We start from the raw sequence: 25,332 nt of genomic DNA, 5'->3' as shown, positions 1-25,332 counted from the left end.
TCGCTTCAACCCCCATCCGGCAGCAGCCCGATTACTGTCTCGACAATGACGCTGATAATAGGGACAGCCATAACCAGAATAAACACTTTGCCGGCAAATTCGATTTTTGAGGCAATTCCTTCTTGCCCTGCATCTCTGACGATCTGTGCTCCAAACTCAGCAATATATGCGATTCCGATTATTTTCAAGATCGTCTTCAAGTAAATGGAAGGGATACCTGATCGATTAGCCAGATCCTCAAGCACGGAAATGACAATTTCGATTTTGCCGATCAAATACAGGAATATAAACAATCCCGTAAACGCGGCGAGCAAAAAGGAGAACATCGGCTTTTGCTCTCGAACGACAATAATGAGTACCGAAGCCATCAGACCAAGACCAACGATTTGAATCATTTCCATCTGGCTCACCTGCTTGCAATCACTTCTAAATGATGATGTCTACTGGAACAAAAAAATCGATTTAATTTCTTGGAATAATTCATTAAGCATTCGAACAACCATAAACAAAACGACAACAAATCCGATTAGCGTTACCCAGTGCGCCATATCTTCTTTTCCCATTTGCTTCAGCACCGAATGTATCATTGCGATAACAATTCCGATTCCAGCAATTTGGAAAATGGCGCTCACATCCATATTCATCAATGCGGCACCCCACTACACCATCAAAATGACGACCAGAACGGCGATCAAAATTCCGAGACTTTTCCACATTTTCTCGTAACGCCCCTGATCGTCTCTCGCAGCGTCCTCCTCAGCCTTCAGCTGCAATAACGCAAGATGTATATGCTTCATTTGATCTTCCTTATCGCTTATACCAAGCGTCGTTCCTAAACGTATAAGTACGGCTTGTTCGTTTTTTCGCATCGATGTTGCATCCCATTGTGACTTTATCGCTTGCTCCCAGCTATCGCTGAAGGTAAAGCTTTCGGTTTCCCAAACCCCGTTTGCTGCCTTGCGAAAAATGGTTGCTAACGGCTCCGGAGTAGCAGAAGCAGTCCTCTCCAGTGCTTCTGGCAATGGAGTATGACCATAACCGATTTCTGTCTCCAGCCTTTGCAGTGCATGTGCCAGCTGTCTTAGCTGCCTTGGACGTTCGGCGAATTTCGCTGCTTGCTGGAAGCCTATCATCGTGCCTGCAAACAGGACCAAAACCGCACCTAACAGCTTTATCACGGGTCACCAGCTCGGAATCGACCAGAGAATGAAGGTGCGGTATCCGCAAGCTGCCGATTAGGTGGCTTTGGCTCGCGTGCAAGAGCTCGTTCGGCGACTGCCTCAGCAGGAACGACGCGGTGCATGATACCTTGATCTGTGCGCTTCAGCTCCACCACGTAGGTAAAAGCCCCTTCTTCCAGCAGCTTCAGCAGCACCGGCCTGCCTCTAGCATCCTGCAAATCGTAGGCGTGCGCGGTTGCGACTACACTAATTCCCGCGTGGCTTGCTTCTCGGATGGCTTCCGCATCCTCAGGCCGTCCAATCTCATCAATAATCATGACCTCTGGCGACATTGAGCGAAGCAGCATCATCATGCCTTCTGCCTTCGGACAAGCGTCCATAACATCGGTTCTAGGTCCAACATCAAATGTTGGAATACCGCGAACACAGGCTGCAATCTCTGAACGCTCATCTACAATTCCTACCTTTCGGCCCTGCCATCCGCTTGCTTCTAGGCTTGGCCATAACCCATAGCTGACTGATCTCGCAATGTCTCGTACGAGTGTTGTTTTTCCTTGCTGCGGTGGAGCTAGAATGAGAGTGGAATGCAGCGTTTTTCTCGTCCGATCGATTAGTTTGGGCAGGAGAAGCGCACTCGCTCCGATCACTTCTCTAGCAACTCGAATATTGAATGCGCCAATATCGCGGATACCCCTCACAACGCCGCTGTCGAGTATCGTCCTGCCCGCTAGTCCAATGCGATGTCCGCCTGAAACCGTTATAAAGCCCCTTCTCAGTTCCTCCTCCATCGCATACAAGGAATAGTTGGTAATGCGTTCGAGCAGCTTGCGACATGTGTCTGCCGAAGGCTTGTATGCTCCGTCGGCAGCCTGACGCAGCGTCCCGTCAATCATCATAAATCGAGACTGTCCGCGGAACCCTATTTCTAGCGGTCGTCCCTCTCGAATCCGAATTTCCTCCAGCTGCTCCTGCATTTGTTCAGGAAGGCGCTCCAGCAGCGTCTTCAGCTCCAAAGGCAATAAATGTGATACGCGTGCCAGCATATGATTATCACTCCCGGATGTTTGTCCTTCGTAGTTCCTATTTGTATGCTTGTATTGCGAAAATATGTCTGCCCCATTTCATAAATGCTAGAGTTGAAATCTATTATTTTTTCAAAATACCGATCATCAAGCAAATGACGCCCGCTCCTACCCAAAGAAACTTGCCTGGCGACAGCTTATCGGACATCCCGACGAGCCCCACCGTTGTTGTAGCTATCAGAATAAGCGGGCCTACTAAAGCAAGTGATGAGTTTACTACTAGTGCCTTGTCAATTTGGTTTAAACGAAGCATGAGCAGTGCAGCGCAGATCTCAATTGTTCCAGACGTCAGCCGCAGTGAAGCCATCGTTAATACAATTTTATTTAGCATGAATGGATAACCTCCCTTCAATGAAACGACTATTCCTTAATCATATGCTGGCTTGTCTGTCTTTCATGCCGGGCACAGGCACGTTGTTAGGCGCATATCATAAAGAATTGAGTTTGAGAAAGGCGGAATAACAACGATGCAAGTGCAGGTTATATCCAGTGTGAACGAAGCGAGCTCGGCAAGATTTCATCATAAAACGGCAATTATTATCGATGTTTTGCGAGCTACAAGTACAATTGTTACCGCTATTGCTGCGGGAGCTTCATGCATCATTCCTGCTGAAACGGTAATGGAAGCGCGAGCACTTCAGCGACCGGGAGATTTGCTTGGAGGAGAACGCTTTTGCCGGAAAATCGCGGGTTTTGATGTTGGCAATTCGCCAGAGGAATACACCGAGCAGGCCGTCGCTGGCAAACGAATTATTTTGACGACTACGAACGGAACGAGGGCAATCCATAAATCAATGAGGGCGGATCATGTGTTGACCGCATCGCTTCTAAATGCGGAGGCTTGCGCACGCGCAGCGATCGAGCTGCGGAGAGATGTCGTTATTTTGTGCGCGGGGAGTCACGATGAATTTGCTATTGAGGATGGCTTGTGTGCCGGCCTTGTACTTGATAGACTTCAAGGCTTAATCCACTTCGCTATAGAGATGGATGACTTTGGCTGTGCGATRCTCGCTTTGTACCGAAATCGCTCCACTCAAGTGAAAGAAACGATCATGAACGGAATGACCGGAAAAAAACTGATAAAGCTAGGAATGAAAAAAGACATAGAGGCATGCTCCGCTATCGATATCTATCAAGAAGTACCTAGACTGAACGGTGATCAATTAACGAGGAATGGTTGAAATTCCAAGTTAATAAAAACAAGAAAAAGCGTGCTCCCTAACGAGGAAGCACGCTTTTGTTATTTCTATTAGATTAACGGCGATCCTGAGGGCCGCCTACAAATGCCTGCTCTGCTGTATCAAGACCATACGCAGTATGAAGTGCACGTACAACTTCGCTGAGGGGCTCTGCATTAATAACGCAAGAACATTTAATTTCAGATGTGCTTACCATCTTAATGCTAACACCTAGTGAAGATATGGTTGCGAACATTTTCGCTGCTACGCCTGGATTGCTGACCATGCCAGCACCTACGATCGAGATTTTTACAAGTTCGGATTCCGATGTCGTTTCACGGAAAGGAACAGTGCCGCGAATTCCCTCGATAACGGAGATCGCTTTATCTTTATCATCGCCTGAAAGCGTGAAGGAGAAATCGGCTTTGCCGTCCTGAACACCGCTTTGTACGATAATGTCCACATCGATACCGTTGTTTGCTAATGCGCCGAACACATTTGCAAGCACGCCAGGAACATCCTCAACTCCCATAATGCTGATTCTAGCTACATTTTTGTCAAACGCGATGCCGCGAACGACCACGCCTTGCTCCATGACCGCTTCCTCCTTCACACTTGTACCTTCGTTTTGAGTAAAGCTTGAACGCACAACTAGCTTTACATTGTTATGCTTAGCGTATTCCACCGCACGCGGATGCAATACAGCAGCGCCTAAATTAGCTAGCTCCAGCATCTCATCATAAGAGATTTCATTTAGCTTGCGCGCATTTTTGACTACGCGAGGATCCGTTGAGTAAATACCGTCAACATCGGTATAAATCTCGCAAACGTCTGCTTTCATCGCAGCTGCCATTGCAACTGCAGTCGTGTCAGAACCGCCGCGGCCGAGTGTTGTAATTTCTCCCTCTTCCGTCATCCCCTGAAAACCTGCAATAATAGCTACATTACCCTCTTCAAGCGCTTTGAACACACGCTCTGGATGGATATTAGTCATCTTCGCTTTACCATGCACCGCTTCTGTACGAATGCCTGCTTGCCAACCCGTGAAGGAAACGGACTTTGCACCAAGCTGATGTACGGTCATCGATAACAAGGCTATCGAAATTTGCTCTCCAACTGTTAAAAGCATATCCATTTCCCGCGCCGGCGGATTTGGATTTAGCTGTTTCGACTGATCGATTAAATCGTCTGTCGTATCTCCCATGGCAGAAACAACAACAACGATATCGTTGCCTTCTTGCTGCCTCTCAATAATACGTTTTGCTACACGCTGCATCCGCTCCGGCGTTCCAACGGAGCTGCCGCCAAACTTCATCACGATTAACGACAAAGCCGATTCACTCCTAAACCTGACATATACATACAAGTCAATATTATATCACATTGCGCTTACCTATGGGTATATTCTCTTACAAAAAAACCGTCCGAAATCCTTCGGACGGTTTTAAATATAAGAATTTATAAGTTAGCACACTTATAAACAGCTTATATTTCTCCGCGAAACGAAAGCTAAGCCTCCAAGGATGGCTTTAGCCGTTTACACTAGTCAGGCTGCTTACTAAGCGCGCGAGATGTATTTGCCTTCACGAGTATCGATCAGCAAAACGTCGCCTTCGTTAATGAACAGTGGAACTTGAACGTTAAGGCCAGTTTCAACCTTAGCTGTTTTTGTTGCACCTTGCGCTGTGTTGCCCTTCACGCCCGGCTCTGTTTCAATAACTTTCAGATCTACGCTGTTTTGCATTTGAATACCAAGGATTTCACCTTGATAGCTCGAAATGTTAACGTTCATGTTTTCTTTCAGGAAGTTAAGCTCCCACTCAAGCTGTTTCTTGTCCAAGTTAAATTGGTCAAACGTCTCGTTATCCATGAAGGTATACTCCGAACCGGAGTTATACAAATATTGCACTTCACGGTTTTCGATGATCGCGCGGCCAATGCTCTCGCCTGCACGGAACGTTTTCTCAACAACGTTGCCGTTGCGAAGGTTTTTCAGCTTAGAGCGTACGAATGCAGCGCCTTTACCAGGTTTTACGTGCTGAAAGTCTAGAACTGTAAAAATATCGGAGTCTACTTGCACGGTCAAGCCTGTTTTAAAATCGTTTACTGAAATCATTGCTGATTCCCTCCTGAATGAATAGTCCTTAACCCAGAGTGATTAAATCCTTCGGGGATGAGGTTAATATTTTAATACCGGTTTCCGTAATAACGATGTCATCCTCAATGCGTACGCCGCCGAAGCCTGGTACGTAAATGCCGGGTTCTACCGTAACCGTCATGCCGGGKGTTAAAATCGTTTCACTGAATTTGGACAACCTAGGGGCCTCATGAATTTCCATGCCTAGACCGTGTCCGGTACCATGTCCAAATAGATCGCCATAACCGTATTTCGTAATAATGTCGCGAGTTAGCGCATCCGCTTCACGACCGGTCATGCCTGGCTTAATATGCTCAAGTGCATGCAACTGCGCTTCAAGCACGATATTGTAAATCTCGAGATGCTTAGCTGTCGGAGTGCCGACCACGACTGTGCGTGTCAAATCGGAGCAATAACCGTTGTAATAAGCGCCGAAATCAAGCTTTACAAACTCATTATTCCCAATAATTCGATCACTAGCTACTCCATGCGGCAACGCAGAGCGCTCGCCTGAGGCTACGATCGTATCGAAGGAAGAAGAAGTCGCGCCATGGCTGCGCATATAAACTTCCATTTCAAGTGCGATATCCGTTTCACGAACTCCTGGGCGAATGAGCTTCAAAATGTGATTGAAGGTGCTGTCCGCAAGATCGGCAGCTTCCTGCATAATTTGAAGTTCTGCCTCGTCCTTAATGTAGCGAAGCTGTTCCACTAATCCTGAGGCAGGCTCAAGCGTGATACCTTCTAATGTTTTCGACCAAGCTGTAAATTCACTGTATACGACATGGTCTTGTTCAAAAGCCAGCTTCGACAGCTTATGTTGTCTTAGCAGCTCAAGCACATCCGCAAGCGGATTCGAACCATGCTCAACAATTTGAAAATTGACCGCCTGCAGCGGCGCTTGTGTGCGGTAGCGGAAATCCGTCAGCAAATAGCTTTCGCTTAGCGTAATCAACACCATGCCTGACGAACCAGTGAATCCGCTTATGTAGCGACGGTTATACTCGCTTCCAATTAGTATCGCTTCAAAGCGATGTTCTTCCATCAGCTGCCGAAGTCGTTTTACTCTATCGTTTGCCATAACCGCTTCACCCTCTCTTAACTTATTACTGTTTGTTCAAGTGACGCACGAGCGCAGTTAGACCAAGCTCATAGCTATCAGACCCGAAGCCGGCAATTTGACCGACTGCAATCGCAGCAATGACGGACGTATGACGGAACGCTTCTCTCTTGTGAATGTTCGACATATGCACCTCGATAATCGGCAAATCAACGGTGCTAAGCGCATCGCGAAGCGCGTAGCTGTAATGAGTCCAAGCACCAGGATTGATGACAATGCCGTCTGCTTTGCCGTACGCACTATGTATTCGATCAATCATATCGCCCTCATGATTCGTTTGGAAAAATTCAACGGAGACGCCAAGCGCCTCAGCTTTATCCTTCAAGAGCGATTCGATGTCTGCAAGTGTTTCTGTCCCGTATACGCTAGGCTCACGAATGCCGAGCATATTTAAGTTCGGTCCGTTTAAAACAACAATTTTGTGCATCAATGCACCTCCCAAGCAACCGAATCCATCATAGGTTCAAAGATCATTAGCCATTTTACCACAAATGTCTGCCGCTTGAGAAGTAGAACTCGCTACTGAGCTTTCGCAGGCTCCCTCGATGCTTCATCCGTGAACTCAAAAGCAATCGAATAACCAATGAATACACCCCATAAAAGAAAGACACACAACTCTGTGTAAAGCGTATTCCAGCCCGCTTTCGTGATGCCTGGCATAACGCCGAGCAGTGGTCCCACCGCAATAAACAAAATCGCCCACCAAACCAATCCGTACACGATACCCGGCCAAGGTCCTCGCAGCTTCCCAAGTATAACTTTATATAGAAAGGCAGCCACAATAGAAAAAATAATAAACGCTCCAATACTTACAACTTCTCCCCATCCTGTTTTTAGAAAAGACGCTTTAAAAAAAGGATCTGCTACAAATCCGGGAAGCACCTTCGTAAAATTCATTTCAAAGAACATCCAGCGTACAATGCCCCATATTAAGCCAGCAAAAAAACCGATTTTGATTGCGTAAAGCCACGGGTTTGTTACATGATCCTGTTTATCATATTGGTTTCGTTGTTTATTGTTAGCCATTACGCTAAGCCTCCACTCTTATTTCCATAGTTGTCCGAATTAGTATGTGAAATAATAGCGATGGATAACCATACTTTACCGTCAACTTGCTTATCCCTTCCTTTATGTACGCTGACGTTGGCAATTGACTGATAGATCAAGTACAATAGACATACAAAGATAAGGTACATTCGTCGCAACAGCTAAGACGATATTCCAATCAAGGAAGGTGACAAGCACTTGCCGCAAGACTCCCGAAGCATATATGGCGGACAAGCGGTTATTGAAGGCGTTATGTTTGCTGGTAAACACGTTAACGTAACAGCTGTCCGGCGCAAAAATGATGAAATCGTATTTTATGAAGTACCTCGCACTACGAAGAACTGGATTCAAGCTTTGAAAAAAATCCCTCTCGTGCGAGGCGTTGTCGGCATTCTTGAATCAAGCGCCAAAGGCTCCCAGCATTTGAACTTCTCTATGGAAGCCTACGCTGAGGATGAAGCCGGTGAGGGTAAAGAAACAGACAGCAATCAACAACCTGCTGCAGTAAAGGAAGAGAAAAAGCAAGGCTGGAGTCTCAGCATGATTGTTGGCGTCGCTGTCGCTGGCGTGCTTTCCTTTATTTTCGGCAAACTTATTTTCACTGCTGCACCCGCAGYGCTCGAGGAACTTCTTTTCTCAGGGGTATTTGAAAATAAAATTGGTCATAACCTATTAGAAGGACTTATCAAAATTATTTTGCTGCTTTCTTATTTGTATTTCATTTCCATGACACCGTTAATTAAGCGGTTGTTCCAATATCATGGAGCTGAGCATAAAGTAATTAGTACTTATGAAGCTGGTGAAGAGCTTACGGTTCAAAATGTACAGAAGTACAGCCGCCTTCACTACCGCTGCGGTTCAAGCTTTATCGTGTTCACTGTTATTGTAGGAGTTGTTGTCTACTCGTTGCCTTTCTTTACTTGGGACACCATTTGGGAACGCGTCTACATCCGTATCTTACTGCTTCCACTCGTTCTTGGCCTCTCCTACGAGGTGCTTCGCTGGACAAATGCTTTGCGTGAAATTCCAGTGCTGCGCTACCTCGGATATCCGGGACTATGGCTGCAGCTTCTAACGACCAAAGAACCGCGTGATGAGCAAGTTGCGGTATCCATTGCTTCCTTCAAGCGCATGCTTGAACTAGACAAACAAATGAAATAATTTCTATTGAAAAAGGAAAGGCGGAATTACAATGAGCAGAATACCAAGCAAATGGAATGTTTGGTCCATATCGTTTTTGGCGCTGCTGTTGATCGGTCTCGTTTACAGCGTTATCCAAAGCCCAATAACCTTTCTAATTCCCATTGTGGTGCTTGGCGGCATTTTCTTGCTATATAAATATCCGCCTTCTTTCTTAAAAGGTTACAATACGCGGCAAGGAGGAGTACATGTCACACAAAGACGTGCTCCTGCAAGCAAAACGAGAACGAACAAAAACCGCTCCAAGACCGTGCCGTTTCGTGTTATTGAAGGCGGCAAGGAAGATGACGAAACACCTAAATATCATTAAATCAAACAAAAGGACCGAGGCATAATTGCCTCGGTCCTTTTTGCTTTCTCGTTCGTATCGATATGTATTACTCGCTGTCCATTTCCGCACGCACGGCGCGTAGCTCGTCCATACGCTGAGAATCTCTTCGGAAATATTCAACTAAAGTTTCAATACAGGTTATAGAGTCCCAGCTAAGATGATGCTCGATTCCTTCAACATCCTGATAAATATTCTCGTCCTGTACGCCAATCGTCGTTAGGAATGACTCTAACAATTGATGCCGATCAACAAGCCTTTTGCCCATTTTTTTCCCTTTATTGGTCAGGACCAGCCCGCGATACTTCTCATAGATCAAATAATTATCTTTATCAAGCTTTTGAATCATCTTGGTGACCGATGAAGGATGCACCTCTAGTCCTTCTGCAATGTCCGAGACACGCGCATAACCTTTTTCATCAATCAACTTATAAATTCTTTCCAAGTAGTCTTCCATGCTCGGTGTCGGCACTGAAGAACCCCCTAACCATACTTCTTCACCTATTTCACAGGCGTTACTTATTGTATCATACACTGTTCATTGTGTTCACTGCAACCCAAGCCCATCTCCAAAATAGATAAGGAAGTGCAAATCACACTTGAACTTACCAGTTTCAGCTTCGCTCATCCTCCACACAATAAGATGATGTTGATTGTGATGAATCTACAGGAGGAATGAGCTATGAGCACTGCAATTATTGATCGTCCTAAACCAGATCGCTCCACCCTCTCCTTTGTTCCCGAGCTTGTTTATTTTGAACCATCTGCGCTCGATTATCCCAAAGGGCAGCGTATTTTTGAATGGGTCAAAAAAGAAGGCATTCCTTATCGGATGACAACCTCACATAACCGGATTACGAATTTACCTGGCGATACCGAGCTTGAACAATACAAGATCGCCAAAAGAACGCTTGTCGTCGGCATACGCAAAACCTTGAAATTTGATACTTCGAAGCCTTCAGCGGAATACGCCATTCCGATAGCAACCGGTTGTATGGCTCATTGTCATTATTGTTATTTGCAAACAACCTTAGGAGCAAAACCTTATATTCGTGTATATGTCAATATAGACGATATTCTAGAGGCTGCTGAGGGGTACATCAACGAGAGAAAACCGGAAATTACCCGCTTTGAAGCCGCATGTACATCCGATCCCGTCGGACTGGAGCCCATTACAGGCAGCCTTCGCGAGCTTATTGATTTTATGGGGGAACAAGAACATGGACGGCTTCGGTTTGTGACCAAGTTTCACCATGTGGATTCCCTTCTTGATGCAAAGCACAATGGACATACCCGTATCCGATTTAGCGTAAATGCCAAATATGTAATCAAACATTTCGAGCCTGCTACATCAAGTTTTGATCAACGCATTGAGGCCGCCGCAAAGGTCGCTAGGGCAGGTTATCCAATGGGCTTTATCATTGCCCCTATTATTTGGCATGAAGGCTGGGAGGAAGGCTATGGCGAGCTTATAGCCTCACTTGCAGACAAACTCCCGCAGGATGTGACCAAAGATCTTACATTTGAACTCATTCAGCATCGTTTTACAAAAACGGCAAAAGCAGTTATTGAAAAGCGTTATCCGCGGACTAAGCTTGAGATGGATATTGAAAAACGCAAATATAAATGGGGACGCTGGGGTCAAGGGAAATACGTTTATCCCGATGAACAAGCAAATGCGCTCCGCATGTATTTATCGGAGCGCATCTTTGAACATTTTCCCGAAGCAAAAATTGAATATTTTACGTAAGAGAGAAATATTAGCTTAAAATTTCAACCATTCCGGCGTAATCATATTAAGCCAGATCGTGATTTTGGTCATTTGATCGGTAAACAATAATACACCCATCAAAATCATAACAGCTCCGCCAACCTTCATTACGCTAGCTGAATATTTCAGTATCCATCTTGCCGTACCAAGGAAAAAGGCAAGTACAAAAAAAGGAATCGCAAAGCCTAATGAATAAGCAGTTGTTAGCTGAAACCATGTGCCAGGTTCCGATGCTGCAAGACCTAAAATCGCAGTAAGCGCGGGACCTGTGCATGGGGTCCAGCCTGCGGAGAATCCAATTCCAAAAATAAAGGAGCTGACATAGTTCGCTTTTTTCGGAATAAGATTCATTCTTCGTTCCTTCATCAGGAGCTGCGGCTGAAATAAACCGATTAGGAATAGTCCCATCAAAATAATCAATATCGCTGATAATTGCCTAATCAGATCTCGATATTCACTGAAAAATTCAGCAAATACATTCGTTCCGTAGCCTAATGCATAATACACGGTGCAGAAGCCCAAAATGAAAAACAGCGTGTGTGACATCGTTCGCATGCGTTTTTGTTTGGCATGTGAATTGCCCTTCAAATCCGCTACCGATATTCCCGTTATGTATGATAAGTACGAAGGATAAAGCGGTAAGCAGCAAGGTGATATGAACGATGCAAAGCCAGCCCCTAAGGCCAGCCAAATGTTAATGTCGGACAAACCCTCTCACTCCAATCCTCATTAACTGCCTGGTCGCATGCCACGGCGGAAAACGAGCAGCAACAGCAGCACAGCAATTAGCAATAATACAATGGTACCGCCTGGTGCCAAATTCCATACACCCGCGATTAGTAAGCCTAATACAACGGCAATCTCGCCAATAATGACGACCGTTATAACGCTTTGACGGAAACTGCGGGCAATGATCAAGCTGCATGCGGCTGGTATAGTCAGCAAGGCCGATACAAGCAGCGCACCTACAATTTTGATAGAAACACTAATAACTAAAGCAGTAAGCATGCTAATCATAACATTATAAAATTTGACGGGCAAGCCGCTCACTGCTGCCGCGTCCTCATCGAACGTAAGCAGGAATAGCTCCTTTACTTGAAGCCTAATCGCAACAAGAACAATCAGTGTAACGACGCCTATAACGTAAAGATCAGTGGTACTCAAAGTATAAATGCTTCCAAATAAGTAACTATTCACATTGCTGTTGAATCCTTTGCCCATCGTGAATAATAATGATGCGAGCGCGACTCCGCCTGACATGATAATGGCAATGGACAGCTCTGCGTATGATTTATATGCTTTCCGTAGCTTCTCAATAGCAAAAGAGGCAATAATCGCAAACACAAATCCCATAGCAATTGGATACACGCCAATCAAGAAACCTAGCGCTACTCCAGCAATAGATACATGCGATAAAGTATCTCCAATCATTGAAAGCCTTCGCAGCACAAGAAATAAGCCGATTAGCGGAGCCGTTACCCCGATTAGAAGTCCGCCAATAAGAGCTCTTTGAAAAAATTCACTAGTTACGATCTCCAACCAAAACAACCTCTTTCCTGCTCTCCATTTGTTCCCTTAGCCCTTTCAGGCTGTGTGCAAGATCATTTTCCACACAATCCTGCGTTTCGTGCGAATGTTTAATATGAAACTTGAGCTTCCCGTTTCCACTGGCTGGCTCTTGTCCTAAATACGAGCGAATCATGTCAAGGTCATGAGAAACCATTAGAAATGTAATGTTATGATGTTGATGCATATGCTTGATCATATGAAAGAAGCTTTCCTGTGTCTCTGTATCTATCCCCACAGTCGGCTCATCTAGAATAAGCAGCGATGGGTTGTTAATGAGCGCTCTGGCAAGAAATACACGCTGCTGCTGGCCGCCCGACAACTGCCCGATACGTTTATCCTTTATATCCTCAATCCCCATTGCCTGCAGAGCATCGTCACATTTTTGATAATCCATTTTGCTTAGTTTCTTAAACAGCTTGCTTCGCCCATAAAGGCCTGACAAGACGACCTCCCGAACTGTAGCTGGGAACAACGGATTTAATGTGTTTTTCTGCGGGACATATCCAATGCGCTCCCACTGCTTAAATTTGTCTACTTTCTCACCAAACAAACGGATCGTTCCGCTCGTTGGCTTTATCAACCCAACGATCATTCGCAGCAGCGTTGTTTTTCCAGCGCCATTCGTGCCGATTAATCCGATAAAGTCCCGTTCTTTCACCGCGAAGCTTAGCTTTGATATAACCGTCTGCTGTTGATAAGAGAAGGAGACGTCCTCCAATGAAATAACCTCTTGGTGACAGCTTGCATCCGCATTTGTCATTCGATTTGATTGCGCCATAATTTATCTCCTCACAGCAATGCGGAGCATAAATCAGCTCCGCAGGTTTGCCTTTTCCTCTATTGTAATGCTTGCACAAGATTTTGCAAGTTTCGTTCCATTAGGGTTAAGTATGTGTCTCCCGCTTTTTCTTGATCCGGCGTTAGGCCTTCGAGCGGATTAAGCACCATTGTCTCAACGTCCGCTTCGCCTGCAAGCGTTTTGGCAAGTTGATCTGAAACTAATTCTTCGAAAAAGATATATTTTACATCGTTTGCTTTAACAAACTTCGCAATTTTGAGCAAATCCTGTGCACGCGGCTCAGCGTCAGGGCTAAGTCCCATGATAGAAATTTGCTTCAATCCGTAATCACGAGCTAAGTAACCAAACGCCTGATGCGAGGTAACGATGTTTTTGTTCGATGTTTGTGCAAGCTTTGCCGTGTAATCCGCATCGATTGCTTCGAGCTTTCCTTTTAGTGCCTCATAGTTTTTCTCATAATCTGCTTGGTTTGCGCTATCAGCTTCAATTAAGCTGTTTTTTACATTCTCAGCTAATATAAGAGCTGATTTCGGACTAACCCAAGTGTGAGGGTCCAAGCCGCCATGTTCATGTGATTCTTCATCAGCATGTTCTTCTTCATGTTCATGATCATGCTCATCTTCATTACCCTCAATTAATGGAATGCCTTTGCTGATTTCTTTGGTCACGACTTTGCTGTCTTTGGACAGGCCTTTCAGAAATCCGTCAACCCAGCCTTCTAGTCCCGCTCCATGGTACAGAAACAGCTGCGCCTTCGACGCTGTATCAAGATCGCGGCTCTTTGGTGTCCAATCATGCGGCTCTACTCCTGATGCTACTAGATTAACCGCTTTGACATGATCTCCGCCAATTTCCGATGCTAGAAAATATAATGGATAGAAGCTGGTAACGACACTAACTTGTTTCCCCTCTGATTGACCAGTTCCCGTGCTGCCGTTCGCTGGTTGGTTTGATGAGCCTGAATTATTCGTATTATTGCCGCAAGCCACTGCAAAAAGCAGCATTGCCGATAGAAGAAAACTAAGCGCCATAGGTCTTGTCAATGATTTCAGTCTATTCATTTTGATTTCTCTCCATTCATCTTTCTCTCTTGTTCGTAATCGTTATGATTACGTTTTGTATTATACGATGACCTGAAATAGACTGTCAACCTTATTTCTTAGCAAAAGCTAGTAGAAGTTTCCTGCCGATCATGACTCACAGCTGCAAATTAATCATATAGATTATCTTTATTGACCAAAATGATATGAATTATGATTGATGCTATTTTTGAAGAGCAGCAAAACATAAAGGCACCCCAGAAGTTAAACAACCTCAGGGGTGCCTCCGTATATGAACAAATGAATTTACTTCACAACAGCGCCGTTTGGCATATTGTCAGGAACCGTTGCAAGTGTAAGCTGATCGCCATGTGATGCTGCAAGAATCATTCCTTGCGACATTTCGCCGCGCAGCTTAACCGGCTTCAAGTTTGTAACGCAAATAACTTTGCGTCCAACCATTTGCTCCGGTGTGTAAAACTTAGCAATGCCGGAAACAACCTGCCGCTGCTCATAACCTAGATCCAATTGAAGCTTCAACAGTTTATCTGCTTTGAGGACTGGCTCTGCAGAAATAACCTGAGCAACGCGTAGCTCTACCTTTGCAAAGTCATCAATTGCAATTTCTTCCTTGCTCTCAGGTGCAGCCTGTGGTGCTTCATCCGCTGCCTTCGCAGCATTTGGCTGCTCAGCTGGCTGCTCTGTCTGTGTACCGCCGCTCATTGCTGCTGCGATAAAAGCAGACTCCTCTGCCGTATCGAGGCGTGGGAACAATGGTGTGCCCTTGTTTACTCTCGTTCCACCCGGCAGCGAACCGAATTGCTTCGTGCTCTCCCAGGAAGTTAGTTCACCCTGCTCAAGCCCAAGCTGCTTCCACATTTCCCTTGGAGAATGCGTTAAGAACGGCTGCAGCAGAATCGATACGATTCGCAGCGATTCCGCCAAATGATGCATGACCGATGCTAGCTGTCCATTTTTGGACTCATCTTTAGCAAGCGTCCACGGCTGTGTCTCATCGATATATTTGTTCGTGCGGCTTACAAGCTGCCAAAGGGATGACAACGCCACGGAAAACTCCATATTTTCAAGCGCTGACTCTACCTGAACGATCGTTTCACTCGCAAGCTTCTGCAACGATTCATCAAATTCGGTTACGCTGCCTGCAAATGGCGGGATTACACCGTCAAAGTATTTATCGATCATCGCTATCGTTCGGTTAAGCAGATTACCAAGATCGTTCGCCAAATCGAAGTTGATTCGTTCAACGAAATTTTCAGGCGTAAATGTTCCGTCTGCGCCAAACGGCACTTCGCGGAGCAAATAATAACGAAGCGCGTCCAGTCCGTAACGATCGATCAGCATAACTGGATCAACAACATTGCCTTTGGATTTTGACATTTTGCCATCCTTCATCAGAAGCCAGCCATGTGCAAACACCTTCTTAGGCAGCGGCAAATCGAGCGCCATCAGCATGATTGGCCAATAAATCGTATGGAATCGAACAATTTCTTTTCCGACCAAATGTACGTCAGCCGGCCAGAAATCACGATATTTCTGATCATCGCCTTCATTTCCGTAGCCTAATGCCGTGATATAGTTGGAAAGCGCATCAATCCACACGTAAATGACATGTTTAGCGTCTCCAGGCACTTTAATACCCCAATCAAACGTTGTACGCGATACAGCCAAATCCTCAAGGCCCGGCTTAATGAAGTTGTTGATCATCTCATTCTTGCGTGATTCCGGTTGAATGAAATCTGGATTGTCTTCATAATATTTGAGCAAACGATCAGCATAATTGCTCATGCGGAAGAAGTAGCTTTCTTCTTTTACAAGCTCAACCGCACGTCCGCAGTCTGGGCATTTGCCGTCAACCAGCTGACGCTCGAGGAAAAACGACTCACAAGGCGTACAGTACCAGCCTTCATACGTGCCTTTATAAATATCGTCCTGTTTGAGCAGCTGAGCAAAAATTTTCTCAACAACAACCTTATGACGATCCTCCGTCGTACGAATGAAATCATCATTGGAGATTTCCAGCTTCGCCCACAGATCTTTAATGCCTACAACGATATCATCAACAAATTGCTGCGGGGTTTGGTCCTTTTCCTTTGCTTTGCGTTCAATTTTCTGTCCATGCTCATCTGTACCCGTCAAATACCATACATCATAGCCGCGCAGACGTTTATAACGTGCCATTGCGTCACCAGCCACCGTCGTGTAGGCATGTCCAATGTGAAGCTTATCGCTCGGATAATAAATCGGCGTTGTAATATAAAACTTATTTTTTTTCGTCATTTTTACTCCTCCTATTGCATTAGTCTAAAAAAACGCAAAAAACTCCCGTCCATCATGGGACGAGAGTTTGAACTCACGCGGTACCACCCAAATTTCAATCCGGAAATGAGCGGTTAAACCGCCACTTCAAGAAAGCTTCGTGTGCCGCCTGCATGGCGGCTTGCGCCGTTAACGCCAGCTTCGCGTCGCTCCCTTACCCAGCGCTGCCGCTGAAGCTCGAAAGCGAATCCTCCCGGACCATTTTCCAATGGAGTCCCTTACCGGCTTGCACCATATTTCCCGGCTCTCTGAAAAGGTTCTGCTATTGTACTTATCCATTCCTCGGACATATAAATAAAAACAAAACTTATTTTACCACTTATAAATCAAAATATACCCAAATAGAGCCCTCTCTGTCAAGGAGCATCTATGTTGCTGTCTTTTGCAGGCGGAACGGGATCATAACCACCAGCATTAAAGGGATGGCACCTGGCAATTCGCTTCATAGCAAGCCACGAGCCCTTAGCCGCTCCATGCTTCTCGATCGCTTCGAGCGCATACATCGAACATGTCGGATAGAAACGGCAAGATGGCGGGGTCAAAGGTGAAATCACTTTGCGATAAAAGAGGATCGGAGCTTGAGTCACTCTTCGCATTACCCGTTTCTCTGACATTAGGCCTCGCTAACTGCTGACTCGTCTTGTATGCAGTCTTTGCAATATCCGAACACCTCGAATTTGTGTTTCACAACTCGGAAATCATCAGGAACATTCGTTTGCTCCATTGGGCAGAAGGTAATGGGATAAGTCATCCCGCACTGCAGGCAAATCATATGATGATGATGTTCATTCTCTCTGCAATGCAGCTTGAACTTACCGCCATCCTCAAAAATAACCTGCTCCAGCACACCGAGTTCTTCCATCACTCGCAAATTGCGATATACGGTATCAAAGCTTAATCCCGTATACGATTTCCCCATATATTCATAGACTTCCTTCGGAGCCAAATAACCCTGTGTCTCAGAAAAAAGCTTTGCGAGCGTTTTCCTTTGATCCGTTATTCTCAATCCTTGACTAGACATGCGTCGTATAATGTCTTCCATCGTATGCATATGTCGAACCTCCGGACTAAAAATTGTATATCTCCATAATGACGAACAAACTTAAAACGGCTAAAGCCGCCTATGGAGGCTTAGCATTCGTTTCGCGGAGAATGATATAAGTCCATTATAAGCAATAAAACTTATAAAGTCTTATATTTAAAAAAAGCTCTCGTCAATGAGAGCCTCCATTTAACCATTTAATCTCATGTTGATCATAAAGCTAGCTGACATCGCTACAAATAACAAGATACTAATAATGCCAACGAGCTTCCGCCTAGTATTGAGCTTATTAATTAACGCGGAATCATTGGAGAGCCGTTTCGATTCCGAGTACGAGCGATGCATAAACATATAACTGATAATGGAAACGACGAACAGCATGTTAATAAAAAACCATATAATTGTCCAGGTCAAGCCCTTACCTCCGGTCGTGATCAGCTATAAAAAATTATAGATACCACTTATTTAATATGTACATGAAGACTACAAAACTCACGACCGCTCCTGCAAAACTAAACCAGCCTGTACGAAATTTTTGCTGAAACATCCGCAGGATACCAAAGCTCAGCAAACCGAAAATAAGCATTAAAAAAACGATTCCAAGTATGAATAACGAAGCAGAAACACTGCTTACATCGACTAAGGACACTGAACACACTCCCTTTTTACTAATATGTACATGTTCATTAGACATTATAAGGGATAGCGAAGCCTTTAGCCAGCTGTAATACCTGTCGATTTCGTGACAAAAAGAGCACATCTCATCTAGATTTGTGCCCTTCCTGTTCCTCCATACGTTAACTACCAGCGAATAATCGCTTCATGATAGGTACGATTGGTTGGCCTCTTCTGAAGCTTCACGTGCATAAAATTGTCTTTCACTAATGTTTTGCACACCTTTGGCTTCACAAACTTAGGCAGCTTGATCGTCTCCGGCTTACCGCTCGGCAGTCCATCCAGACGCAGCCGATCTTCCCTTACGAACAACCGCAGCTGCTCTTTATCAAAGCCTTCCGGCAATGTAATCTTCACATTCAAAAAATGACGTGTTTCAGAAAAGGCGGCTGAGCCTCCTCCAATCATAACACCAGCCGCTTCGGGCAGTGCTTTGGTCATCATTTTACGCACATATTGCTCTACCCAAGCCGGTTCGCGCAGCAGCTCAAAGCCTTTCGGCATCTGCTGCTTCTCCATCCACCGTTCCATATCATCCCATTTAGATGCCACAGCAAACACCCGCCTTCCAGCACTTCTACCAGCATATGCGCCTTGAGCGTTTCAGGATACTTTCTGGATAGTAACCTCTGGGCGAATGCCGCATAAGCTATACCATAAACAATCCATTTATCAAAAATCATCTATACAAAGGGAGGATGCTCATGCCAGCTGTCGTAGGTTTTGTCAAAATTGTTAGCGTTGGCTCCGGCTCCATTATTCAATTTGGAGACGCCCTGGAAGTGTCGCCAAATAGCACTTCCAAGACGTATGCGGGATCAGGATCATTCCTAACCGGAAGCTTAACGAACTCAAATAACGCTGTCAGCGCAACAAACACCCTTGATCCGGATGTGCAAGATAGCTCGAATAATGATGTGAGTGCAATATGAGCCTGACCATTCATCAGCAAATTACAATTCATCAGCTACGTGTCGACAGCATATCGAACAGCTCCGTCCTGCAGGTCGGCAGTGCCGGATCCATACGTTCATTGTCACAGCTCTATAATTCGGGCGGGTTCACTGAGCCTGCTCCAGAGTTATCCTCAGATAATCCGCTTTCCTTCGTCCCACTGCCTAACCCTAATTAAGCGGAAATTAGAACTCATTACGAGTAGGAGGTGCAAGTATCATGCAGCAAAACAATCCACTTTCCCCGTGGCAAATATGGTCACTTGAAGTACAAAATAAGCTTAACGAGCATTGTGAGCGGCTGGATGCACTTGAAGCAAAGGTCAACGCTTTATGTGAACAAGTAAAGCAGCTCGAAGCGCGCCCTACTTACCATATAGACGGCATTCAATATCATTTTGATCAATTGAAAGTTGAGAAGCTGGACGGCACACTGAATATCGGGATGACCGCGCCAGGCATCGGAGATGATTCTATCCCTGGAAGCATTGAACAGATGACCGTATCAAATACGCCTACTTTCCCAACTACAGCCTCACCTACACCGCCACAAAATGGGCTATACAATGATATTTATGCTGGGATGACTCGCTATTTGGATATGGAAGCTCAGCAAAAGCTGCTTTCCTACGAAAACGAGCTCCAAATTCCACTAGATCCCTATCATCGACAAATTATTATAAATGATGTCCGCAAACAAGTTCCTGCTCGCATTCAGTACTATATGCAAAAAACAGATCGAGGCAGCGATGCTCAACCAGCCGCGATTGACAACAATGCAGTCACAGCTACCGTTCTGTCCAAAACAAAAAGGGATGCCGACGCTGCATTGCTCGCATATATGCGAGAGCTGCAAAACAACTCCCCATCTACCGGAGGAATGTCATAATGCTGTATTTTAAAGTCGTTAATCATCTGCTTAGTGTTGGTCAAATTGAAGTACTCGGCGTATCCAGTGCCTCGATGCTGCAAGTTGGGGACACCGATAACGTAAACTTATATTCGATGTTCGATACACCGCCTGAATCTGTCATTGTTGGACCGATTGCTCCATTTCCGCTTCCGGAAGAAGAGTCTAGCGGAACTTTTGGGGGAAGCTAGGTGGCATCATGAATCGAATCAATGATCAATCTATCAATACCTTTCATGTTCGAACCGCAACTGTTGGGTTCTTACGTATAATAACCGTTGGTCAGGCAGGTATTGTACAGCTTGGTGATCGCGCTGTGACCAACGCCAAGCTTCGAGCACTAGCGGTGCAGCGGAAAGAAGATCATCTGACTTCAGGCAAAGTTTTTTTTGAATCCTATGAGCTTTTTTCACGCCCGCTGCCCGTTATCAGTGAACCGGAATTTGATAATGCTGGTGGTATTGAGCTGTTTCGAACCAATTGTGCGCCGAATATTACAGTCGGATACATACAAGTCATTGCATCCGGCTCAGCAGCGAGCATTCAGATCGGCAACGGAGTGACTCTGAACGGAGAATCACGAATCAAGCATATTCGGCAGTACCCCCGTCAAAATTCCGCTCTCTCTCAAGGTTGAGCAAATAAAGTCCGCTATGGCACTGTATGCCTGCGGACTTTTTCTTGTCTTTTCTATGCCAATTGAAAAATATGCACAAGCAGCAATCCGAGCCCGGCTAGCAGCACAGAGCCAATGAATCCCGCAATAAATGGTTTTTTCCCAAGCTTCTTAAATACGACAAAATCGACGCCGAGACCAAGTCCTGCCATTGCCATTGCAATAAGAAAATAAGCGGCGACAATCAGATTCGCAGTAGCTGCGGCAGGAATTATGCCTAACGTATTAACTCCGCTCATGGCAAGAAATCCAACGATAAACCATGGAATCGGCAATTGCTTTAAGCTCATTTTTTGTGCTTTATTGGCTTTGCGGCCATTCCAAATTCCAATAATAATCGCGACAGGGACAAGCAGCGCTACGCGAGTCATCTTTACAATAACAGCCAAATCAATCGCTTCTTGTCCTCCAGGTGCCGAAGCAGCAATAACATGCGCAATTTCATGCAATGTTGCACCCGAGAAGATACCATAACCTGCGTTGCTTAAATCAAGCACGGGGTACAATACGGTATAGGCTAGAGTAAATAGCGTTCCTAAAATAGCAACCGTTGTCGCACTCACTGCTGTTTCATTTGGACTTGCCTTCAATTGTGGAGCTATCGCTACAACAGCTGCTGCACCGCAAATAGCTGTACCGCAGGCTGTGAGAAGGCCTAAATTTTTATCTATTTTCATCCATTTGCTTATTCCATAAACAACAAATATCGTAAAAACAATGTTAATAACGGCAAGCACAAATACCTTTGGCCCTGCATGTAAAATATCATATAAGTTCAGGCGAAGCCCCAGCAGAATAATTCCGAATCGCAGCAGTTTTTTGCTTGAAAACGTTATGCCGCTCGTCGCTTGCGCCGGCAAGCCTATCCATGCACGACAGGCTATCCCTAATAAAATTGCGACAACCAGCTGACCCATAACGTTAAAAAAAGGAAGCATCGCGATTCCTTTCGCTGCTATTGCAATACCAATCGTATACGCTAATCCTTGTATAAAACCAAAACCATTATTCGAATGTCGAATAAAAACATTTTTTATAATCATCGATTTCACCTCTGCATCTTGTGTTTAGCAAGTGTACCCGTTGCATTCACTATAAGGCTCGGAGCAGACAAAGTGAAATACCTATTCCCTATCCTTATCATCAGGAATCCTAATGATTGAATTGCCATTCATTCGTTTTTTCCTTATAGTTACGTTATATTCAAGAAAATCGCAATCAATAATGAGGGATAATGATGATCATTGAGGCACTTCGAGTATTCGTTACCGTAACCGAGCAAAGTCATTTTTCAAGAGCTGCAGATCTATTGAATATTTCTCAGCCAGGGGTAAGCCTGTATATTCGAAATTTAGAAAATGAACTTGGAGCAAAGCTGCTGCATCGCTCTCCTAAGCAGGTTCGGCTTACCGAAGCTGGTGACATTATGTACCAACGGGCGAAGCAAATTTTATCTTTATATGAGGAAGCGAAGCAGGACATACAGCTTTTGCAGGATAAAGTGACGGGCAGCTTGCAGATTGGAGCCAGCTTTACGATTGGTGAATATGTTCTCCCAAGCCGGCTTGCTGAATTTGCTGTTCAATATCCGCTTGTTACTATCCAAACAACAATCGGGAATACGGAGGAAATTGTTCAAGCAGTGCGTTCCAACGAACTTGATATTGGTCTCATTGAAGGAGATGCAAGCGCGTCAGATTTAATCGTTACGCCTTACATGAAAGATGAAATGATTCTGATCGCTCCTTCTACACATCCGCTCGCAGCGGAGCGCTTCATTGATGCCGAAATGCTGCAAAACCAAGTATGGGTACTGAGAGAAGTCGGCTCTGGCACTCGCGCTTTTAGCGACCAGTTCATACGTGATGCGCAAATAACCCAAAAACGCTCTTACATTTTTAATAGCAGCCAAAGTGTCAAACAATCTGTTGTATCCGGTTTAGGAATTGCTATGCTGTCACGCTGGGTCGTAAAGAAGGAATTAGAATCGGGAGAATTGATCCAGCTTCGGTTGAGCAAACAGCGTTTCGAACGTGATTTTTCTATTATCCGACATAAAGAAGGAGCAGCTACAATGGCTGTATCCATGCTGCTGCAACGGCTTCTAACCCTTAATGAATAAACAGTGTGAACAAGCCGTCTATTCCTATTAGGCGATCCTCGACTGTGCATGCTGATTAGCGCATATATATTAAGCAACGACAGTTGCAAAGGATGATTGCGCCACATGGATATGAAACGAATCCGCGCAAGGATAGATGCAATGACGGAAGAGCTTATTCACCAGCAGTCGCAGGACGGCGCATGGCGGATGTGCTTCGATTCTGGGACGATGACGGATAGTTATTTAATCATTTTGCTGCGCCTGCTAGGCAGAGCTGATGAGCGTTTGATTCACATGCTTGCAGCTCGAATTGCCTCAAAACAAGAGGAAAACGGTGCTTGGAAGGTTTATCCTGACGAGTCTGAGGGCAATTTGGACGCAACGTCTGAGGCTTATTTTGCACTGCTTTATGCAGGTTACTACTATGAAGCTGATCCGCGTATGGTAAGGGCTAAGCAATTTATTCTGAAACGCGGCGGTTTATCCGAGGTTAGATCCTTGCTTACGCAGGTTATCTTTGCCACAACAGGTCAAGCGGAATGGCCGCGTATGCTGCGCATTCCGCTTGAAGCTTTTTTCTCCGATCTCGGAATCGGCCTTGATCTATTCTCACTCTCTGGTCATGCGCGTGTCCACCTTGTACCGACTATCATTATGGCAAACAAACAATTTGTCCGCAAAACGAGTACAATGCCCGAGCTTTATCAGCTATTTGTTAACGACTCGCGCAAATTTTCGAATGATACGACCTGGATATCTGCGTTGAATGAATTTATATCCAGCTTGCCTTTATCCAGTCTGCTTCCACCCAGCTCCTCAACGTCGTATGAGAAGGCTGAAGCCTTTATGTTCGAGAGACTTGAGCCAAATGGAACACTTCTAACCTTCTCTACTGCAACAATATTGATGATTTTATCTTTGCTTTCGCTGGGCTACTCCACGGATTCACCCGCCGTAAATCGATTATTGGCAGGTATACTTTCAGTCATGTGTGTCGACAGGCCTCATCTTCAAGTCGCATCTGCTGAAGTTTGGGACACCTCCATGCTGACTTACGCGCTGCGTGAAGCAGGAGCCTCTCCAAGCATGCCTGCCCTCGAGAAAGCTGGGGTTTATTTGTTAGCAAGGCAGCAGGTTCGTTTAGGAGATTGGACTAGACGTTTGCCGAATACACCTGCAGGAGGCTGGGGATTCTCCAACGTAAATACGCTTTATCCAGACGTCGATGACAGCGCTGCTGTTCTGCGGGCAATTCGGCCTTTCACTACCGAAGCAAATGGCTTACACGCCAACTGGCAACGAGGTTTAAACTGGGTGCTAGCGATGCGAAACGAAGATGGCGGCTGGCCTGCGTTCGAACGCGAAGGCAACCAGCTGCCAGCCAGCTTCTTTACTTTTGAAGGCTCCTCTGACATTTCTACCGATCCTTCTACTGTCGACTTAACCGGCCGTGTACTTGGTTTTTTAGGGGATGAGCTGGACATGACAATCGGCCATCGCTGGCTGGATGATAGTGTGCAATGGGTGCTCTCCCAGCAAATGAGGGATGGTAGCTGGTACGGTCGCTGGGGTATTGCCTATACGCATGGGACAGGTGCTGCAATAAAAGGAATGACAGCAGTTGGGGTGCCAGACGACCATCCCGCCATTCAGAAGGGAATCAAGTGGCTGCTATCTATTCAAAATGAAGACGGCGGCTGGGGCGAGTCCTGCTTGAGCGACAAAGTAAAGAATTATGTCCCGCTCCATGCTAGCACCCCCTCTCAAACCGCATGGGCGCTCGACGCATTAATCGCAGTTTATGCAAAACCTAATGCCGCAATGGAAAGAGGCGTAGAAGCATTGCTCCAATCGCTTGAGCGACGAGATTGGACCTACACCTATCCAACAGGAGCAGCTCTTCCAGGCAGCGTGTATGTTCATTATCCGAGCAACAACTATATATGGCCGCTGCTTACGCTGTCGTCGATTTTGAAGAAATACGGCACCTAATACGAATACGACTTTAAAATAAAAACAGCCGGCATAGCTGCGAGGCCACTGAAGAACTTAAGGTTTTTGTGAGCCCCCAAAGCGATAAGCAAAAATGCGACACCTTCTCCTGATATTCCGGAGAAGGTGTCGCATTTTTGAGGTCTTGGCGCTGTTTGTTAGTAGTCAGCTAATTTCAATATCCGTTTTAA

At 45.4% G+C, this 25,332-nt stretch carries 33 protein-coding genes; 11 read left to right on the top strand and 22 right to left on the bottom strand.

Features of this window, described 5'->3' with window-relative positions; all coding sequences use genetic code 11:
* Nucleotides 1-5 precede the first annotated feature (5 nt).
* The 5 genes from spoIIIAD to AC1DPK_RS12425 all read right to left on the bottom strand — a co-directional run bounded on the left by spoIIIAD (nt 6) and on the right by AC1DPK_RS12425 (nt 2,594).
* Entirely contained in the window at nt 6-401 is a 396-nt protein-coding gene (gene spoIIIAD, locus AC1DPK_RS12445; protein ID WP_054024281.1) for a stage III sporulation protein AD, read from the bottom strand.
* A gap of 39 nt (nt 402-440) precedes the next feature.
* Nucleotides 441-644, bottom strand: a complete 204-nt coding sequence (gene spoIIIAC / locus AC1DPK_RS12440) for a stage III sporulation protein AC (RefSeq protein ID WP_054024280.1) — start codon at nt 642-644, stop codon at nt 441-443.
* Between the two features lie 15 nt (nt 645-659).
* Nucleotides 660-1,178 carry a stage III sporulation protein SpoIIIAB gene (gene spoIIIAB / locus AC1DPK_RS12435; protein WP_076266947.1) on the bottom strand — a complete coding sequence of 173 codons (519 nt, stop codon included), beginning with the start codon at nt 1,176-1,178 and terminating at the stop codon, nt 660-662.
* A complete protein-coding gene (spoIIIAA, locus tag AC1DPK_RS12430; RefSeq protein ID WP_441961164.1) occupies nt 1,175-2,224 on the bottom strand; it encodes a stage III sporulation protein AA in 1,050 nt (349 codons plus the stop codon). The genes spoIIIAB and spoIIIAA overlap by 4 nt, the downstream gene beginning before the upstream one ends.
* 103 nt (nt 2,225-2,327) lie before the next feature.
* Nucleotides 2,328-2,594, bottom strand: a complete 267-nt coding sequence (locus AC1DPK_RS12425) for a YqhV family protein (protein WP_076266945.1) — start codon at nt 2,592-2,594, stop codon at nt 2,328-2,330.
* A 136-nt stretch (nt 2,595-2,730) separates the two neighbouring features.
* On the opposite strand from AC1DPK_RS12425, the gene AC1DPK_RS12420 reads away from it, so the two are divergent.
* A complete protein-coding gene (locus tag AC1DPK_RS12420; protein WP_477510513.1) occupies nt 2,731-3,444 on the top strand; it encodes a 2-phosphosulfolactate phosphatase in 714 nt (237 codons plus the stop codon).
* Between the two features lie 73 nt (nt 3,445-3,517).
* Here the strand turns inward: AC1DPK_RS12420 and AC1DPK_RS12415 are convergent, their stop codons facing one another.
* The 5 genes from AC1DPK_RS12415 to AC1DPK_RS12395 form a co-directional block, all read right to left on the bottom strand.
* Nucleotides 3,518-4,771, bottom strand: coding sequence for an aspartate kinase (locus AC1DPK_RS12415; protein ID WP_477510512.1), 1,254 nt, complete (start codon nt 4,769-4,771; stop codon nt 3,518-3,520).
* A 228-nt stretch (nt 4,772-4,999) separates the two neighbouring features.
* Nucleotides 5,000-5,557 (bottom strand): elongation factor P, encoded by a 558-nt coding sequence (efp, locus tag AC1DPK_RS12410; RefSeq protein WP_441886146.1) that lies wholly within the window; start codon nt 5,555-5,557, stop codon nt 5,000-5,002.
* A gap of 28 nt (nt 5,558-5,585) precedes the next feature.
* Nucleotides 5,586-6,659, bottom strand: a complete 1,074-nt coding sequence (locus AC1DPK_RS12405; protein WP_477510511.1) for a M24 family metallopeptidase — start codon at nt 6,657-6,659, stop codon at nt 5,586-5,588.
* A 25-nt stretch (nt 6,660-6,684) separates the two neighbouring features.
* Nucleotides 6,685-7,125 (bottom strand): type II 3-dehydroquinate dehydratase, encoded by a 441-nt coding sequence (aroQ, locus tag AC1DPK_RS12400; RefSeq protein ID WP_477510510.1) that lies wholly within the window; start codon nt 7,123-7,125, stop codon nt 6,685-6,687.
* Between the two features lie 92 nt (nt 7,126-7,217).
* Nucleotides 7,218-7,724, bottom strand: a complete 507-nt coding sequence (locus AC1DPK_RS12395) for a YqhR family membrane protein (protein WP_441886137.1) — start codon at nt 7,722-7,724, stop codon at nt 7,218-7,220.
* Nucleotides 7,725-7,943: 219 nt separating this feature from the next.
* On the opposite strand from AC1DPK_RS12395, the gene AC1DPK_RS12390 reads away from it, so the two are divergent.
* Both AC1DPK_RS12390 and AC1DPK_RS12385 read left to right on the top strand, forming a co-directional pair.
* Complete coding sequence (locus tag AC1DPK_RS12390) at nt 7,944-8,906, top strand: DUF1385 domain-containing protein (RefSeq protein WP_477510509.1); 963 nt, start codon at nt 7,944-7,946, stop codon at nt 8,904-8,906.
* Between the two features lie 31 nt (nt 8,907-8,937).
* Nucleotides 8,938-9,255, top strand: coding sequence for a hypothetical protein (locus tag AC1DPK_RS12385; protein ID WP_477510508.1), 318 nt, complete (start codon nt 8,938-8,940; stop codon nt 9,253-9,255).
* Nucleotides 9,256-9,322: 67 nt separating this feature from the next.
* Here the strand turns inward: AC1DPK_RS12385 and mntR are convergent, their stop codons facing one another.
* Nucleotides 9,323-9,745: a transcriptional regulator MntR gene (gene mntR / locus AC1DPK_RS12380; protein ID WP_053376766.1), complete on the bottom strand. Its 423-nt coding sequence runs from the start codon at nt 9,743-9,745 to the stop codon at nt 9,323-9,325.
* A 210-nt stretch (nt 9,746-9,955) separates the two neighbouring features.
* Between mntR and splB the strand changes: the two genes are divergently transcribed.
* Nucleotides 9,956-11,023, top strand: a complete 1,068-nt coding sequence (splB, locus tag AC1DPK_RS12375; protein WP_339203379.1) for a spore photoproduct lyase — start codon at nt 9,956-9,958, stop codon at nt 11,021-11,023.
* A 15-nt stretch (nt 11,024-11,038) separates the two neighbouring features.
* Here the strand turns inward: splB and AC1DPK_RS12370 are convergent, their stop codons facing one another.
* The 10 genes from AC1DPK_RS12370 to AC1DPK_RS12325 form a co-directional block, all read right to left on the bottom strand.
* Nucleotides 11,039-11,752, bottom strand: coding sequence for a cytochrome c biogenesis CcdA family protein (locus tag AC1DPK_RS12370; protein WP_339203380.1), 714 nt, complete (start codon nt 11,750-11,752; stop codon nt 11,039-11,041).
* Nucleotides 11,753-11,773: 21 nt separating this feature from the next.
* Complete coding sequence (locus tag AC1DPK_RS12365; protein WP_477510507.1) at nt 11,774-12,583, bottom strand: metal ABC transporter permease; 810 nt, start codon at nt 12,581-12,583, stop codon at nt 11,774-11,776.
* Complete coding sequence (locus AC1DPK_RS12360; protein ID WP_076267071.1) at nt 12,567-13,373, bottom strand: metal ABC transporter ATP-binding protein; 807 nt, start codon at nt 13,371-13,373, stop codon at nt 12,567-12,569. Before AC1DPK_RS12360 ends, AC1DPK_RS12365 begins: the two co-directional genes overlap by 17 nt.
* A 77-nt stretch (nt 13,374-13,450) precedes the next feature.
* Nucleotides 13,451-14,473: a metal ABC transporter solute-binding protein, Zn/Mn family gene (locus AC1DPK_RS12355; RefSeq protein WP_477510506.1), complete on the bottom strand. Its 1,023-nt coding sequence runs from the start codon at nt 14,471-14,473 to the stop codon at nt 13,451-13,453.
* Between the two features lie 285 nt (nt 14,474-14,758).
* Complete coding sequence (metG, locus tag AC1DPK_RS12350; protein ID WP_477510505.1) at nt 14,759-16,750, bottom strand: methionine--tRNA ligase; 1,992 nt, start codon at nt 16,748-16,750, stop codon at nt 14,759-14,761.
* Nucleotides 16,751-16,863: 113 nt separating this feature from the next.
* Complete coding sequence (locus AC1DPK_RS12345; protein ID WP_430057948.1) at nt 16,864-16,998, bottom strand: hypothetical protein; 135 nt, start codon at nt 16,996-16,998, stop codon at nt 16,864-16,866.
* Nucleotides 16,999-17,145: 147 nt separating this feature from the next.
* Nucleotides 17,146-17,385, bottom strand: coding sequence for a membrane protein insertion efficiency factor YidD (gene yidD / locus AC1DPK_RS12340; protein ID WP_076267070.1), 240 nt, complete (start codon nt 17,383-17,385; stop codon nt 17,146-17,148).
* Nucleotides 17,386-17,402: 17 nt separating this feature from the next.
* Entirely contained in the window at nt 17,403-17,840 is a 438-nt protein-coding gene (locus AC1DPK_RS12335) for a Fur family transcriptional regulator (RefSeq protein ID WP_076266931.1), read from the bottom strand.
* A gap of 180 nt (nt 17,841-18,020) precedes the next feature.
* Complete coding sequence (locus AC1DPK_RS12330; protein WP_076266930.1) at nt 18,021-18,245, bottom strand: hypothetical protein; 225 nt, start codon at nt 18,243-18,245, stop codon at nt 18,021-18,023.
* Nucleotides 18,246-18,632: 387 nt separating this feature from the next.
* Nucleotides 18,633-19,058, bottom strand: coding sequence for an Hsp20/alpha crystallin family protein (locus AC1DPK_RS12325; RefSeq protein WP_076266928.1), 426 nt, complete (start codon nt 19,056-19,058; stop codon nt 18,633-18,635).
* Nucleotides 19,059-19,210: 152 nt separating this feature from the next.
* Here AC1DPK_RS12325 and AC1DPK_RS12320 point away from each other — a divergent pair, with 152 nt between their 5' ends.
* Genes AC1DPK_RS12320 through AC1DPK_RS12300 form a run of 5 tightly spaced genes read left to right on the top strand, consistent with a single transcriptional unit; the run spans nt 19,211 to nt 21,006 of the window.
* Nucleotides 19,211-19,438, top strand: coding sequence for a spore germination protein (locus AC1DPK_RS12320; RefSeq protein WP_054024261.1), 228 nt, complete (start codon nt 19,211-19,213; stop codon nt 19,436-19,438).
* Nucleotides 19,435-19,638 (top strand): spore germination protein GerPB, encoded by a 204-nt coding sequence (locus tag AC1DPK_RS12315; RefSeq protein WP_441886115.1) that lies wholly within the window; start codon nt 19,435-19,437, stop codon nt 19,636-19,638. The genes AC1DPK_RS12320 and AC1DPK_RS12315 overlap by 4 nt, the downstream gene beginning before the upstream one ends.
* 41 nt (nt 19,639-19,679) lie before the next feature.
* Nucleotides 19,680-20,348 (top strand): spore germination protein GerPC, encoded by a 669-nt coding sequence (gerPC, locus tag AC1DPK_RS12310; RefSeq protein ID WP_477510504.1) that lies wholly within the window; start codon nt 19,680-19,682, stop codon nt 20,346-20,348.
* Nucleotides 20,348-20,560, top strand: coding sequence for a spore gernimation protein GerPD (locus tag AC1DPK_RS12305; RefSeq protein ID WP_144376705.1), 213 nt, complete (start codon nt 20,348-20,350; stop codon nt 20,558-20,560). Before gerPC ends, AC1DPK_RS12305 begins: the two co-directional genes overlap by 1 nt.
* An 8-nt stretch (nt 20,561-20,568) precedes the next feature.
* Nucleotides 20,569-21,006, top strand: coding sequence for a spore germination protein GerPE (locus tag AC1DPK_RS12300; protein WP_477510503.1), 438 nt, complete (start codon nt 20,569-20,571; stop codon nt 21,004-21,006).
* A 53-nt stretch (nt 21,007-21,059) separates the two neighbouring features.
* Here the strand turns inward: AC1DPK_RS12300 and AC1DPK_RS12295 are convergent, their stop codons facing one another.
* Nucleotides 21,060-22,082 (bottom strand): YeiH family protein, encoded by a 1,023-nt coding sequence (locus AC1DPK_RS12295; RefSeq protein ID WP_477510561.1) that lies wholly within the window; start codon nt 22,080-22,082, stop codon nt 21,060-21,062.
* Nucleotides 22,083-22,282: 200 nt separating this feature from the next.
* Between AC1DPK_RS12295 and AC1DPK_RS12290 the strand changes: the two genes are divergently transcribed.
* Both AC1DPK_RS12290 and AC1DPK_RS12285 read left to right on the top strand, forming a co-directional pair.
* On the top strand, nt 22,283-23,167 hold the full coding sequence (locus AC1DPK_RS12290; RefSeq protein ID WP_477510560.1) for a LysR substrate-binding domain-containing protein: 885 nt from the start codon (nt 22,283-22,285) through the stop codon (nt 23,165-23,167).
* Between the two features lie 105 nt (nt 23,168-23,272).
* Complete coding sequence (locus tag AC1DPK_RS12285; protein ID WP_477510502.1) at nt 23,273-25,141, top strand: squalene cyclase; 1,869 nt, start codon at nt 23,273-23,275, stop codon at nt 25,139-25,141.
* Nucleotides 25,142-25,332: the final 191 nt, after the last annotated feature.

The organism is Paenibacillus sp. 01T424 (assembly GCF_056398745.1).
The sequence above is the reverse complement of the archived record's forward strand: the minus strand, read 5'-3'. Positions and strand labels throughout refer to the sequence as shown.